At 72.0% G+C, this 14,204-nt stretch carries 12 protein-coding genes; 3 read left to right on the forward strand and 9 right to left on the reverse strand.

Features of this window, described 5'->3' with window-relative positions:
- Positions 1 to 82: 82 nt before the first annotated feature.
- Entirely contained in the window at positions 83 to 679 is a 597-nt protein-coding gene (locus BG418_RS23770; protein WP_188276006.1) for a M48 family metallopeptidase, read from the reverse strand.
- Between the two features lie 255 nt (positions 680 to 934).
- Between BG418_RS23770 and BG418_RS23775 the strand changes: the two genes are divergently transcribed.
- The gene (locus BG418_RS23775) at positions 935 to 2,068 is read left to right on the forward strand and encodes a ThiF family adenylyltransferase (RefSeq protein WP_188276007.1); all 1,134 of its coding nucleotides are present in this window, start codon (positions 935 to 937) and stop codon (positions 2,066 to 2,068) included.
- Between the two features lie 65 nt (positions 2,069 to 2,133).
- A complete protein-coding gene (locus BG418_RS23780; RefSeq protein ID WP_188276008.1) occupies positions 2,134 to 3,522 on the forward strand; it encodes an AarF/ABC1/UbiB kinase family protein in 1,389 nt (462 codons plus the stop codon).
- A gap of 93 nt (positions 3,523 to 3,615) precedes the next feature.
- Here BG418_RS23780 and BG418_RS23785 read toward each other — a convergent pair whose 3' ends face one another.
- From BG418_RS23785 to BG418_RS23805, 5 genes are all read right to left on the reverse strand, one after another.
- Complete coding sequence (locus BG418_RS23785) at positions 3,616 to 3,801, reverse strand: hypothetical protein (protein WP_188276009.1); 186 nt, start codon at positions 3,799 to 3,801, stop codon at positions 3,616 to 3,618.
- A 122-nt stretch (positions 3,802 to 3,923) separates the two neighbouring features.
- Positions 3,924 to 4,247, reverse strand: coding sequence for a hypothetical protein (locus BG418_RS23790; protein ID WP_188276010.1), 324 nt, complete (start codon positions 4,245 to 4,247; stop codon positions 3,924 to 3,926).
- Complete coding sequence (locus BG418_RS23795; RefSeq protein WP_188276011.1) at positions 4,244 to 4,612, reverse strand: WhiB family transcriptional regulator; 369 nt, start codon at positions 4,610 to 4,612, stop codon at positions 4,244 to 4,246. The genes BG418_RS23790 and BG418_RS23795 overlap by 4 nt, the downstream gene beginning before the upstream one ends.
- Positions 4,613 to 4,773: 161 nt before the next feature.
- Positions 4,774 to 5,115 carry a hypothetical protein gene (locus BG418_RS23800; protein WP_399000005.1) on the reverse strand — a complete coding sequence of 114 codons (342 nt, stop codon included), beginning with the start codon at positions 5,113 to 5,115 and terminating at the stop codon, positions 4,774 to 4,776.
- A gap of 179 nt (positions 5,116 to 5,294) precedes the next feature.
- Complete coding sequence (locus tag BG418_RS23805) at positions 5,295 to 7,478, reverse strand: ATP-dependent DNA helicase UvrD2 (RefSeq protein ID WP_188276012.1); 2,184 nt, start codon at positions 7,476 to 7,478, stop codon at positions 5,295 to 5,297.
- A gap of 151 nt (positions 7,479 to 7,629) precedes the next feature.
- On the opposite strand from BG418_RS23805, the gene BG418_RS23810 reads away from it, so the two are divergent.
- Positions 7,630 to 7,872: a mycoredoxin gene (locus BG418_RS23810; RefSeq protein ID WP_188276013.1), complete on the forward strand. Its 243-nt coding sequence runs from the start codon at positions 7,630 to 7,632 to the stop codon at positions 7,870 to 7,872.
- A 109-nt stretch (positions 7,873 to 7,981) separates the two neighbouring features.
- Here BG418_RS23810 and nudC read toward each other — a convergent pair whose 3' ends face one another.
- The 3 genes from nudC to BG418_RS23825 all read right to left on the reverse strand — a co-directional run bounded on the left by nudC (position 7,982) and on the right by BG418_RS23825 (position 14,202).
- Entirely contained in the window at positions 7,982 to 8,965 is a 984-nt protein-coding gene (nudC, locus tag BG418_RS23815; protein ID WP_188276014.1) for an NAD(+) diphosphatase, read from the reverse strand.
- A 97-nt stretch (positions 8,966 to 9,062) separates the two neighbouring features.
- Positions 9,063 to 10,481 carry a dipeptidase gene (locus tag BG418_RS23820; RefSeq protein ID WP_188276015.1) on the reverse strand — a complete coding sequence of 473 codons (1,419 nt, stop codon included), beginning with the start codon at positions 10,479 to 10,481 and terminating at the stop codon, positions 9,063 to 9,065.
- Positions 10,482 to 10,491: 10 nt separating this feature from the next.
- Positions 10,492 to 14,202, reverse strand: coding sequence for an ATP-dependent DNA helicase (locus BG418_RS23825; RefSeq protein WP_188276016.1), 3,711 nt, complete (start codon positions 14,200 to 14,202; stop codon positions 10,492 to 10,494).
- Between the last annotated feature and the right edge of the window lie 2 nt (positions 14,203 to 14,204).

Genomic DNA, 14,204 nt, shown 5'->3' on the forward strand with positions numbered 1-14,204 from the left:
GTCGCGCCAGGCTAGCGGCTGCCTGCGACAACCGGCCAAACCGATGGGGGTCCGGTACGCGTTCGGTACACAACCGGGGAGATCACTCACCGCGGGCGGCGGGCAGATACGGAAGCCGGTCGGCCGCGACCACTCCTTCGAGGTATCCGCGCGCACGCTCGGTCCGGGGGTACGCCTCCAGGAGCCGCCAGAACCGCGGGCCGTGCCCCGGCACCAACAGATGCGCCAGTTCATGCACGAGCACATAGTCCAGTACGTACTCGGGCATCCCCTGCAGCCGGTGCGAGAGACGGATGCTGCCCTCCGCCGGAGTGCACGAGCCCCAGCGGGTGTTCTGGTTGGTCACCCAGCGCACCGACGCCGGACGGGCCCGGCCGTCGAAGTACAGGTCCGACAACCGCTCGGCGCGCTCGGTCAGTTCCGCGTCGCCGAGCATCCGCTTGCTCTCCTGGGCGGCGAGCTTGTCGAGCATCACGCTCACCCAGCGCTGCTCCTCGGCCTCGGACATCCGGGCCGGAATCAGGACGATGGTGCGGTCGCCCTCGCGGTACGCCGAGACCGTCCTGCTGCGCCGGGCGCTTCTGCGCACCTCGACCGCGCTCGTCGCATGACCGCGGGGCGGCGGACTTGTCGGACTGCGTGGCGGGCTTCCGGCACTCTGCAGTGGGTCGGCGGGCACGCCCCGACGTTACCCGCTGTCAGTGGGGGAAGTCCCGCCTCCGGAAGGGTTGGCCCATGATCCATTCCGGGCGTGCACCATTTGAACGACTAATACCCCGCCCCTGTGGATAACTTCTCCCGCCCGCCCGCCGCAGCGGTCATTCTGGCAACGGATCACACGAAAAATCGTGACCGGACGGAGACCTGGCCTGCCGCGTGGCCGACCCGGCCCGGTCCGGACAACACACGACAAGGCAGGACAACGGGGGTTGACATGCATCCGATGGTGAAACCGGCACTGCGCCGGGCATGGCGGAACCGGAACACCGTGCAGTTCGGGGTCACCCCCGCACGGGCGGTCGTGGTGTCGCCGGTGGACACGGCGACGGGAAGCTTCCTCGGCCTCCTCGACGGCACACGCGGACTGCCCCTGCTGTACGAGGAAGCCAGAGCCCTGGATCTGTCGCCCGGCCAAGTGGACGCGATGGTCGAGCGGTTGACGACCGCAGGCGTGCTCGACGATCCGACGGCCGGGGGCCCGGCGGCCGACGCACTGCGCGAACGGACCGACGCCTTCGACCGGACCAGATCCGACCTCGCCTCGCTCTCCCTGGTCCACCGGGAACCCGGCGGCGGCGCACGACGACTGGCCGCCCGCCGGTCCTTACGGGTCCAGGTGCGCGGCGCGGGCCGCGTCGGGGCGACGATCGCCTCCGTGCTCGCCGCGGCGGGGGTGGGCCGGGTCGACGTGCTGGACGGCGGGACGGTCCGGCCGTGGGACGTCGCGCCCGGCGCCCTGCCCGAGGAAGCGGTCGGCGAGCGGCGAACCCCGGCGGCGAAGCGGCTGGTGCGGAGCGCCGCGCCGGGCCGCCCGCCCCGCGCCGTCGAGGGCACCGACCCGCCCGGCCTCTCACTGATCGTGGTGGCCCCGAGAGACGGCCTTGAGGTGTACGCACCGGACCCGGCCGCCGCCGAGGAGTGGCTGACGGCGGGAATCCCCCACCTGTACGCGGGAGTTGTGGAGACGACGGGCCTGGTGGGCCCGCTGGTCCTGCCCGGCGGCACCGGGTGCGCGGGGTGCCTTGCGCTCGCCCGCGCCGAGCACGACCCGGGCTGGCCCCGGATGCTGGCGCAGTGGCGCTCGGGCCGCCGTGAGGGGGCCGTACCGGCCTGCGACATCGCGCTCGCGACAGCGGTCGCCGGCCTGGCGGCAGCCCATGCGCTGGCCTTCCTCGACGGCGACCTCCCGGCGAGTACGGGCACGCGATGGGAGACATCGCTGCCGCTGCTCGGCTGGCGCCCCGAGCGCGTCGGGGCGCGCCTCGACTGCTCCTGCGGCGCCGGCGGGAACACTGAAGGGGAGGACGCCTCGGGGGGCGAGCAGCCGCAGGACACAATGGCCCGGTAACCGCTGTCAACGACGCACTGCCGCAAGGCACCCGCGGCACGGCCGGCTGGGAATTGGAGGGGCGTATGTCTGATCTTCCCCGGAAGGCGGTCACCCGGACCGCCAAGTTGGCCGCGCTGCCACTTGGCTTCGCCGGCCGTGCCACCTGGGGGCTGGGCAAGAGAATCGGCGGCAAGTCCGCGGAGATCGTCGGCCGGGAGCTGCAACAGCGCACCGCCGAACAGCTCTTCAAGGTCCTGGGCGAACTGAAGGGCGGGGCGATGAAGTTCGGACAGGCCATGTCCGTCTTCGAATCGGCACTGCCCGAAGAGGTCGCCGGGCCCTACCGGGCGGCGCTGACCAAGCTCCAGGAAGCGGCCCCGCCCATGCCGACCCGCACGGTGCACGCCGTACTCGCGGAACGGCTCGGGCCGAACTGGCGGGAGTTGTTCCTGGAGTTCGAGGAGAAGCCGGCCGCCGCCGCGTCGATCGGCCAGGTACACCGGGCCGTCTGGCACGACGGCCGCGAAGTCGCGGTCAAGGTCCAGTACCCGGGCGCCGGCGAAGCACTGCTCTCGGACCTCACCCAGCTCAGCCGGTTCGCCCGACTGCTCGGACCCCTGATTCCCGGGATGGACATCAAGCCGCTCATCTCCGAGCTGCGCGACCGGGTCTCCGAGGAGCTGGACTACGAACTGGAGGCACGGGCCCAGCGGGAGCACGCGGCGGAGTTCGCCGACGACCCGGATGTGGTGGTGCCCGATGTGGTCCACCAGCGCGATCAGGTGCTGGTGACGGAGTGGATCGACGGCACGCCGCTCTCCGAGGTGATCGCCGACGGGACACCCGAGCAGCGCGACCGGGCGGGCCAGCTGCTGGCGAGATTCCTCTTCTCGGGCCCCGCCCGGACCGGACTGCTGCACGCGGACCCGCATCCGGGCAACTTCCGACTGCTGCCGCCCGAGAAGGAGGGCGGCGAGTGCCGACTGGGGGTGCTGGACTTCGGAACGGTCGACCGACTGCCGGGCGGGCTGCCGCAGACGATCGGCGACTCCCTGCGGATGACCCTGGAAGGTGACGCGGAAGCGGTCTACCGGCTGCTGCGCGAAGAAGGCTTCGTCAAGGAGTCGATAGACCTCGACCCGGACGCGGTACTCGACTATCTGCTGCCGATCATCGAGCCCGCACAGGCCGAGGAGTTCACCTTCACCCGATCCTGGATGCGCGGCCAGGCAGCCAGGATCGCCGACCCCCGCTCCCCCGCCCACCAACTGGGCAAGCAGCTCAACCTGCCGCCCTCGTATCTCCTGATACACCGGGTCACGCTCTCCACCATCGGCGTGCTGTGCCAGCTGGACGCGACAGTGCGACTGCGGGACGAGCTGGAGGAATGGGTTCCCGGGTTCCTGCCCGACATGCCCGAGGACTTGGACGAGCTGGACGGCGAGGAGAACGAGCAGCCCGCTGGGGCATAGGGCCGGGGGCCAGGCCGGGCTGCGGGGTGCGCGCGGGGCGGGGGTTGGGGAGGGGTGGGGCGGGGGGGGAGGGGGAGGGCCCCACCCCCCCGTTCACCACCACACGGAGTCGAGTCGGCTCTCGATCGCCCTGATGTTGGCGCGTGCGCATGTGTCGCAGAAGTAGAGACGGGTGCCGTTCTCGACGGAGTAGGTCCAGGTCGGCGGAGTGCTCTCGGCGGGGGTGCCGCAGCGCGAGCACACAACGGTCTCGGCAACCGGCTGAGTCGGGTCGTCCATTTCGTGACGATACCGCCGCGGCCGGTGGTTGCGCGGACACAACGCACCGCGGGGGCCGGTCCGTTCGGACCGGCCCCCGCGGGCTGATTCGTTACTGCTTGCGCTGCCCGGTGGTACGGCCGTTACTGCATGACGGCCATGGCCAGGGCGCGGCGGGCACGCAGCGACACGCGCTCGGCGCGGCGCTGCATCCGCCGGGCGGCGAGCAGGCGCAGGGCCTGTCGCTCGACCTCGGCTTCCCGCAGGCGCTCGTGCATATGGGCACGGGCCAGGGCTTCTGGCATGAGTTGCATTTCGAGGGTCCTGTTCTGACGCGAGGCGTTCGCGCCGGTGGTGGTGAAGTCTGGGGTCGCGGAGCCCATGGGCTCAGTGGCGGACGTCGTCATCGGGGCCTGCTTCTGGGGGTCGTTCGTGAGGGGGCGGTCGATGGTTCCCGGGCGGTTCATGCGGCGACCGGGTTCTTGCGCGGGCGGCCACGCGGCCGCTTGCGGGCCACGACCACGCCCTGGACGAAGAGCTCGCCACCCCAGACGCCCCACGGCTCGCGCCGCTCCTTGGCGCCGGCGAGGCAGGCCTCGACCAGCGGGCAGGTGGCGCAGAGGGACTTGGCGTACTCGACGTCTGCCGGGGACTCGGCGAAGAAGACCTCCGGGTCGTACGAGCGGCAGGGGACGGGTACGCCGAGGTTCTCGATGGCGTCGTCGAGCGCGGTGAGCGCGGTGAGGGGAGTCAAGGCGGGGTCCTCCGTGAGACCGGGCGGGGGGATCGTCTGGGCGGGCGGTACGGACGGGGCGTGCGCTTCGAGTTGCACGGTGTTTTTCTTCCTCGTCTTGTTGTCGGTCCGGCCGGTCGGCCGGGTTTCGGCTGGTACCGAGGCCCCTTCGCGCTGTCGTCCCCGTTCGGGGACAAACAGAAGGGCCGCGGATCCCTGGTGGGGTTCCGCGGCCCTGAAGGCGCCTGCCTGATCCTGGATCAGGCTGGATCACTCCAGGGTTCGAGCCCACGGAAGGCCCACATCGTGTGGTGCTGCGTCGTCTGCTTCTCGGCTCCGGCACCGGCCGCTGCGAAGGCATAGGCCTGGGCCTGCTCCTTCGCCACTACTGCTTCCGGTGCCTGGGTCGGTCGCTCATTGCCATTACGCACGGGGAGCTTCGCCAGGGAGGACGGAATGACGACCGAGAGGCCGAGCAGACCGGAGACGCCGGTGGACAGACCGGTGCCCTGGAAGGAAGAGCCGAGCGGGCAGGTGACGACGACCGAGCGATCGGTCATTTTGGCGGTGCTGAAGCTGGTGAAGTTCATGAAGCTGATCACTGGTCTCGCCTCCTCTCGGCGTCTCGGGGAGCTCGGCCCGGGGGCCTTGATCCCATGCGTATTCGGATAAGTACAGCAAGTAGAACACGGCCGCAGGGCCTCTGAGAAGCCACTGTTTCCGTGGTTAAGAACCTATGGGGATTCCTGGGGCGGGCGCAAACTATTTTTCCGACGAGTTTTCAGGAACCTTCCTCGCCGTCTCCCACAACCTCCTGACCTGCACAGATGGCCAGGACATCGGTGCCGAACCGGTCCAGCTTGCGGGCGCCGACGCCGGAGATCACCGCGAGCTCCCCGCCGGTGGACGGCACGGCCTCGGCGATCGCCATCAGCGTCTTGTCGGTGAACACGCAGTACGGCGGCTGCCCCAGCCGGCCGGCCTGGCCGGACCGCCAGTCGCGCAGCCGCTCGTACAGGCCTTCGTCCATGTCGGAGGGGCAGTCCTCGCAGCGCATCAGCTTCATCTCGCCGGCTTCGGTGAGCGTCTTGCCGCACACCCGGCACAGGACCGGGCCGCGCCGGGTCCGCTTGCGGGCGGGGCCGCGCTCGACGCCGGCCGTCCCGCCGCCCGCCGTCGACCGGGCGCCGAGCCCTGCGGAGCCCGGCCGCAGGCCGTTCAGGAAGCGGCTGGGGCGTCGTGAGGGGCGTCCGCCCGGGGCCCGCGAGAGCGACCAGGACAGCGTCAGGTGCACCCGGGCTCTGGTGACGCCCACGTACAGCAGGCGCCGCTCCTCCTCGACCTGCTCGTCGGTCTTCGCGTAAGTGATCGGCATCATGCCCTCGGTGAGGCCGACCAGGAAGACCGCGTCCCACTCCAGGCCCTTGGCGGCGTGCAGGGAGGCAAGGGTGACGCCCTCGACGGTCGGCGCGTGCTGGGCGGCGGCGCGTTCGTCGAGCTCGGCGACCAGGTCGGAGAGGGTCGCGCCGGTCTTGGCACGCGCGAAGTCCTCCGCCAGCCGGACCAGCGCCGCCAGCGATTCCCAGCGGTCGCGCACCGCGCCCGAACCGGCCGGGGGCTGGGAGGTCCAGCCCTTGGTGCCGAGGACGGCGCGCACCTGGGACGGCAGGTCGACGGCGTCGTCGAGCAGCGAGTCGTTGCCGCCCGCGCGGGCGGCGCCGCGCAGGGCCACGCCCGCCTCCCGTACTTCCGGCCGTTCGAAGAACCGCTCGGCGCCGCGCAGCTGGTACGGCACGCCCGCGTCGGCCAGGGCCTGTTCGTAGATCTCCGACTGGGCGTTGATCCGGTAGAGCACGGCGATCTCGCCGGCGGAGATCCCGGAGGCGATGAGGTCGCGGATGCGCCGGGCCGTGCCCTCGGCCTCGGCGGGCTCGTCCGCGTACTCCGTGTAGTGCGGATCGGGGCCGGGCTCGCGCTGGGAGACGAGCTCCAGGCGGTGTTCGGCGGCGCGGCCGCGCGCCTGGCCGAGCAGGCCGTTGGCGAGGTGGACGACCTGGGGTGTCGACCGGTAGTCCCGGACGAGCTTGACGACCGTCGCGTTGGGGTGGCGGGTGCGGAAGTTCAGCAGGTGGTCGGGGGTGGCGCCGGTGAACGAGTAGATCGTCTGGCTGGCGTCGCCGACGACGCAGAGGTTGTCCCGGTCGCCGAGCCACAGTTCCAGGAGGCGCTGCTGGAGGGGGCTGACGTCCTGGTATTCGTCGACCACGAAGTGCTGGTACTGGCTGCGGATCTGCTCGGCGATGTCGTGGCGGTCCTGGAGGACGCCGACTGTGAGGAGCAGCACATCCTCGAAGTCGATCACCCCGCGGTCGCGCTTGAGCTCTTCGTAGGTCGCGTAGATCTGGGAGATCTCGGCGGGGTCGCGCGGGGCGTCGCGCAGGGATTTGGCGACCGCGGCCGGGTAGTCGGCGGGGACGGTCTGGGTGACCTTCGCCCATTCGATCTCGCTGGTGACATCGCGCAGTTCGTTGCGGTCGAGCCGGACGCGGCAGCGGGCGCCCGCCTCGGCGACCAGCTGGATCTTCCGCTCGACGAGCCGGGGCAGCTCGCCGCCGACGGCCTTGGGCCAGAAGTACTGGAGCTGGCGCAGGGCGGCGGAGTGGAAGGTGCGGGCCTGGACGCCGCCCGCGCCGAGCTGGCGGAGCCGGCCGCGCATCTCGCCCGCGGCGCGGTTGGTGAAGGTGACGGCCAGCACACTGCCGGGGTGCAGTATTCCGGCCCGCACTCCGTACGCGATCCGGTGGGTGATCGCGCGCGTCTTGCCCGTGCCGGCTCCTGCCAGCACGCACACCGGTCCCTGCAGGGCCGTCGCGACCTCGCGCTGCTCGGGGTCGAGCCCGTCGAGCACCGCGTCCGCCGAGTCGGGGACCTGTGGGAAGAGGGAGGAGCGCGTTGCTGCTGTCACCCGACCATGCTGCCAGGTCGGCGGAGGCGGACGGGACGCGTTGTCCACAGGGGGTGAGATTCATCGTACTAATGCGGGAATGGCGACCAGATCGCGTACGTTCAAGCCCTTGGCGTTCCCCCATCCAGCCGAACATGAGGAGTGCGAGAGCATGCCGGGCACTGTGACGATGTACAGCACCACGTGGTGCGGCTACTGCCGCCGGCTGAAGAGCCAGATGGACCGCGAGGGCATCGCGTACAACGAGATCAACATCGAGCAGGACCCGGAGTCGGCGGCTTTCGTCGAGAAGGCGAACGGTGGCAACCAGACGGTTCCGACCGTGCTCTTCGCCGACGGCTCGACCCTGACGAACCCGTCGCTCGCCCAGGTCAAGCAGAAGGTCGGCGTCTGATCCGCCCTGATGTCGCCGTCCCGCGTCTGCCTTGACGCGGTTGACGCGCACGCGCGAAAGGCCCCCACCGCGCAGGTGGGGGCCTTTCGCGTGCGGACTGTGCCGGGCCTCAGTGCGTGGGCTTCGGCAGGGGCTTGCCGTACCAGAGCTCGATGAGCCGGGCCGCGATCGAGATGCCGAACGGGGGCAGCACCTCGCCGGACTCGAAGGCGGCGCGCAGGTCCTCGCGGGAGAACCAGCGGGCCTCGTGGATCTCCTCGCCGTCCACGTTGATCTCGGACGATGTGGCGTGCGCCATGAAGCCGAGCATCAGGCTGGACGGGAACGGCCAGGGCTGGCTGGCGACGTACTCGACCTCGCCGACCGTGACGCCCGCCTCCTCGAAGACCTCGCGGCGTACCGACTGCTCGATGGACTCGCCGGGCTCGACGAAGCCCGCGAGCGTCGAGAAGCGGCCCTCCGGCCAGTGCACCTGGCGGCCGAGCAGCGCGCGGTCCTCCTCGTCCGTGACCAGCATGATCACGGCCGGGTCGGTACGCGGGTAGTGCTCGGCGCCGCACGCCTGGCAGCGCCGGATGTGGCCGGCGGCCGCAATGACGGTGCGCTCGCCGCAGCGCGAGCAGAAACGGTGCAGCCGCTGCCAGTTCTCCAGGGCGACCGCGTGGACCATCAGGCCCGCATCGCGGGGCGAGAGCAGCAGCCCCGCCTCGCGCAGCCCGGCCGCGCGCGCGGACTGGTCCATGCGGCCCGGCAGGGAGTCCTTCTGCAGCGCGAAGTAGCTGACGCCGTCGTCGTCGGTGCCCAGGAAGTAGCGGTGGGTCTCGGTGACCGGGGCTTCGAAGGCCGGGGTCATCACGAGTTCCGTGCGGCCGTCGGCGGTGTCGTCGATCAGTACCTGCCCGCCGGAGACCACGAAGACCCTGGTCGACGGGTGGCTCCAGGCCGCCGCCAGCCAGGCCTCGTCCAGGCGGTGGTGCGCCGCGCGGTCGATGTCGCTGGGCTCGGTGAGGCTGATGGGCGTGGTGAGCCCGATCGGCCGGTCCGCGGTGGCGTCACTGCTGGTGGTGCTGGTGGTGCTCACAGGTGCTTCCAACTCCCCCGGGTGGATGGGTTCAGCGGTGTTCGTTCAGCGGTGGTGCTCCGGCGCGGGCCGTGGACCGCGCGGCCACCAGGTCGTGAGACCTGGTGGTTCACGTGCGTACGGACGCGAGGTCGCCCCACAGGTGGGCGGTGGTCTCGACGCCCTTGAGCAGGAGGTCGATCTCGACCTTCTCGTTGGGCGCGTGCCAGCCGTCGGACGGGACGGAGATCCCCAGGAAGAGGACCGGCGCGCCGAGCACGTCCTGGAGGTCGGCGGCCGGGCCCGAGCCGCCCTCACGCGTGAAGCGGATCTTCTGCCCGAAGGCGCGGCCCATGGCCCGTACGACCGACTGCAGGGCCGGGTGGTCCAGCGGTGTCAGGCACGGGCGCGTGCCCGCGCTGAAGGCGATCTCGTGCCGGATGCCGTCCGGGACCTGGGTGGCGACCCACTCCGTGACCAGCTTCTCGATGCGGTCCGGGTCCTGCCCGGCGACCAGCCGGAAGGACAGCTTCACCATCGCCGACGACGGGATGATCGTCTTGCCGCCGGGGCCCTGGTAACCGCCGCCGATGCCGTTGACCTCGGCGGTCGGCCGGGCCCAGACGCGTTCGAGCGTGGAGTATCCGGCTTCACCGTGGGGCGCGCGCGACTTGGCGGTCCGCAGCCACTCCTCCTCGTCGAAGGGCAGCTCGGCCACGAGCTGCCGCTCGGCGTCGGTCAGTTCGGCGATGCCGTCGTAGAAGCCGGGCACGGTGACGCGCGCGTGGGCGTCGTGCAGCGCCGCGACCAGGCGGGCGACGGCGGTGGCCGGGTTGGGCACGGCGCCGCCGAAGGAGCCGGAGTGGATGTCCTGGTCCGGCCCGTACAGCCGGATCTCGCACTCGGCGAGGCCGCGCATCCCCGTACACACCGTAGGTGTGTTCTGCGACCACATGCCGGTGTCGGAGACGATCACGGCGTCGGCGGCGAGCCGGTCCGCGTGCGCCTCGACGAGGGCGCGGAAGTTCGGCGAACCGGACTCCTCCTCGCCCTCGATCAGCAACTTCAGGTTGACGGCGGGAGCGGTGCGGCCGGTGGCGGCCAGATGCGCGCGGACGCCCAGGGTGTGGAAGAACACCTGGCCCTTGTCGTCCGCCGCGCCACGCCCGTACAGGCGGCCGTCCCGCAGCTCCGGCTCGAACGGCTCGGTGTGCCAGCCGTCCTCGCGCGCGGCGGGCTGCACGTCGTGGTGGCCGTAGACGAGCACGGTGGGCGCCTCGGGGTCGCCGGAGGGCCACTCGGCGTAGACGGCCGGGGCGCCCGGGGTTTCGAGGACCTCGGCGACCGGGAAGCCGGTCTCCTTGAGCTTGGCGGCGAGCCAGTCGGCGCTGCGTCGTACGTCGGCGTCGTGTTCGGGCTGGGCCGACACGGACGGGATCCGCAGCCACTCGGCGAGGTCGTCGAGGAAGGCGGCGCGGTGCTGCTCGATGTACGCGCGTACGGTCGCGTCGACTGCGGTCTGGACGGCGCTGTCCGGGGTCTCGCTCATGCCATTGAGCCTATCCGGCCGCTGGTGGTGGCATGTCCGCCGGTGCCCCGGCCCGGCCCCGCGGGGACGCGAGAGCGGCCGCCTCGCGCGCGTGGCCGTCCTCCGCGCCGCGTTCGCGCGCGTGCTCGCCCTCGCCGAGCAGGATCCGTTCCAGTTCCGCGCGGCCAGGCAGACGGGCCGGACGCACGGTCTCCCCTGTACGTACGTACAGGAAGGCGGCGGTGACGGATGCGAGCGGGACACCGTGCTGCTCGGCCCAGGCGAGGCGGTAGACGGCGAGCTGGAGCGGGTCGCCGGTGGCGCCGCGGCCGGTCTTCCAGTCGACGATCTCGTACGTGTCGGGGGCCTCGCCCGCGTACACCGCGTCGATACGGCCGCGGATCACCCGGCCCGCGAGCGTGAGCTGGACCGGCGCTTCGGTGCGGAGCGGGGTGCGTCGCGCGTACGGGGAGCGCTCGAAGGCCTCCTTGAGGGCGGCCAGATCGCGCTCGTCGGCGATGTCGGCGTCGGTGTCGTCGCCGCCGGGGAGCTCGTCGGGGCCGAGCATGGGCAGCGGCAGCTCCTCGAACCGGGACTCCACCCAGGCGTGGAACCGGGTGCCCCGGCGGGCCGCGGGCTGCGGCGGCTTCGGCATGGGACGGGCCAGGTCCTGGGCGAAACCGTCGGGGTCGGCGGCGAGCCGCAGCAGCTCGGAGGCGGTGAGCGAGGACGGCACGGGGACGTCACGGGTGGCGGCGCGGGAGCGGCGGAGCTCGGTGGTGAGCGCCTCCAGGTCGCGGTCCCAGGAGGCGATGGCGCGGCGCTCCTCGGGGGTGAGCGCGTACGGGGGGTCGGCGTCGGCGCGGCTGTGCTGCACGGGCACGTCGGCGCGCGGGCGGGCCTGCGGCGGGGCCGCGTGAGGTGCGTGGCTGTGTGTGGGGGGCTGCGGTGGGGCCGGGCGCTGGGTCGGGAGGCCGTCCCAGTCGTCCGCCAGGGCGGACAGGTCGTCGAAGGCGCCCGTGCCGTCGTCCGGCGGGAAGTCGAGGTCGGCGAGGTCGTCCGGCGGAAAGGGATCGCCTTCGTAGGCGCCGTCCGCGTGGGCGTCGTCTTCGTAGACGCTGTCCTCGTAGACGTCGCCTTCGTAGGCGCCGTCCACGTACACGTGTTCCTCGTGCGCGAACTCCCGCTCCTCTCGCGCGTAGTGCGAGTCCGCGCCGGTCGTTCCCTCCGCGTCGAGATACGCCAGGACCGTCTCGGCCGCGGCACGCCTGCGTGCCAGGGACGTGGGGTCGAGGGGGAGCGGCCACGCTTGCGTGGCGGCGGACTCGCCCAGGGCGGGGTTCTCGGCGTCCTCGGCCGGTTCGTCGGCCCACACCTCGATCTCGCCGTGGCCGGCCTCACAGTGGGCGTACAGGGCATGCAGGAACTCGGACGGGCCGCGCCTCTTCTTCTGGCTGGGGCCCCACCAGTGACCCGAGCCGAGGAGCAGCGAGCGCGGGCGGGTGAACGTGACGTAGCCCAGGCGCAGTTCTTCCGTGTGCTGGTGCTCCTTCAGCTCCTCCTTGAACGCCTTGAGGCCCTTGGCGTCCCACTCCGGGGTGCCCGGCAGCGTCGGGGCGTCGCCGCGCAGCGCGTGCGGCAGGACCTTGGCCTGGGCGGTCCAGGCGTCGCGCGGCTGGGTGGACGGGAAGGTTCCGGTGACCAGGCCCGGGACGGCGACCACGTCCCACTCAAGTCCTTTGGACTTGTGGGCGGTGAGCACCTTCACCGTGTTCTCGCCGCCGGGCAGGGCGTTGTCCAGGCCCTTCTCGTACTGGGCGGCGGTGCGCAGGAAGCCGAGGAAGGCGAGGAGCGAGGCCTCGCCGTCGAGCGCGGCGAACCCGGCCGCTATGTCGAGGAAGTTGGCGAGGGTCTCGCGGCGGCGGGCCGCCAGCGCGTGCGGCGAGGCGGAGAGCTCGACCTCCAGGCCGGTCACGGTGAGGACGCGGTGGAGTACGTCCATGAGCGGATCGGCGAGCGAGCGGCGCAGATCGCGCAGCTCTGCGGCGAGCCGGGCGAAGCGCACGCGCGCGTCGGCGGAGAACGGCAGCCCGTCGTCCTCGCCGTCGGCCGCCTCCAGGAAGGTGTCGAGGGCGTCGGCGAGGGAGATCACCTCGGCCGGGTCGACGCCTTCGACGGCGTCCGCGAGGCGCTGGTCCAGGTCGTGGGACCCGGCCCTGTCCCGGCTGACCAGACGGCGGGCCCGACGGCCGAGCAGGGCGAGGTCACGGGGGCCGATGCGCCAGCGGGGGCCGGTCAGGACGCGGACGAGCGAGGCGTTGGCGCCCGGGTCCTGAAGAACCTCGCAGACGGCCACCAGGTCGGCGACCTCGGGGAGGTGGAGCAGCCCGGACAGGCCGACGACCTCGACCGGGATGTCGCGCGCGACGAGCGCGCCCTGGATCTGCGGGAAGTCGCCCGCCGTCCGGCACAGGACGGCGATCTCGCCGGGCTCCTTGCCGGTGCGTACGAGATGCGCGAGGGAGTCCGCGAGCCAGTCGATCTCCTCCTGGTGGGTGTCGAGCAGGGCGATGCGCACGGTGCCGTCGCGCTCGGCGCCCGGGGCGGGGCGCAGCGCCTCGACGCCCGCGTGCATCGCGCGCAGGGGGGCGGCCAGCGAGTTGGCGAGGTCCAGGAGGCGGCCGCCGCTGCGGCGGTTCTCGCTGAGCGAGTGGCGGGTGGCGGGGCGGCCGTCCGCGTACGCGAAGTGGCGCGGGAAGTCGTCGAGGTTGGCCACGGAGGCGCCGCGCCAGCCGTAGATGGCCTGGCAGGGGTCGCCGACGGCGGTCACGGCGTGTCCCGTGCCTTCTCCGAACAGGGCGGCGAGCAGACGGCGCTGGGCGACCGAGGTGTCCTGGTACTCGTCGAGCAGCACGACGCGGAACTCGTCGCGCAGGATCGCGCCGACTTCGGGGCGGGTCAGGGCCAGCTCGGCGGAGAGGGCGATCTGGTCACCGAAGTCGAGGAGGTCACGGCTTTTCTTGGCATCCCGGTAACGGACAGTGAGGTCGAGGAGTTCCAGCCTTCCCTCGGCCGCCTCGGGCACCTTGCGCAGATCGGCGTTGCTGAGCTTCGCGCCCTCCAGCGCGCGCAGCAGCTCACGGTCGTACGTCCGCAGCGCGTCCGGTCGTACGAGGTGCTCGGCGAGCTCCGCGTCCAGCGCCAGCAGATCGCTGACCAGGGAGGCGAAGGACTTGGTCAGCGCGGGGTAGGGGCCGGGGGCCTCGCGCAGCACGCGCGCGGCGAGCTGGTAGCGGGTGGCGTCGGCGAGCAGCCGCGAGGTGGGTTCGAGCCCTATGCGCAGGCCGTGGTCGGCGAGGAGCTGGCCCGCGAAGGCGTGGTACGTGGAGATGCGGGGCTCGCCCGGGGGGTTGTCCGGGTCGATCACGTCGGGGTCGGTGATGCCCGCGCGGACCAGGGCCGTACGCACGCGTTCGGCGAGCTCGCCCGCGGCCTTGTTGGTGAAGGTGAGCCCGAGGACCTGCTCGGGGGCGACCTGTCCGGTGCCGACCAGCCAGACCACCCGGGCCGCCATCACGGTGGTCTTCCCGGACCCTGCTCCGGCCACGACGACCTGCGGGGCGGGCGGGGCGGTGATGCACGCCGTCTGCTCCGGGGTGAACGGGATGCCGAGGAGCTCTTTGAGCTCCTCGGGGTCGGTGAGGATGGGCACCCCAGAGAGGCTAACGGGGACCACTGACAACC

The sequence above is a fragment of the Streptomyces sp. CBMA152 genome, assembly GCF_014596475.1.
In the GTDB taxonomy this organism is placed as follows: Bacteria; Actinomycetota; Actinomycetes; order Streptomycetales; family Streptomycetaceae; genus Streptomyces.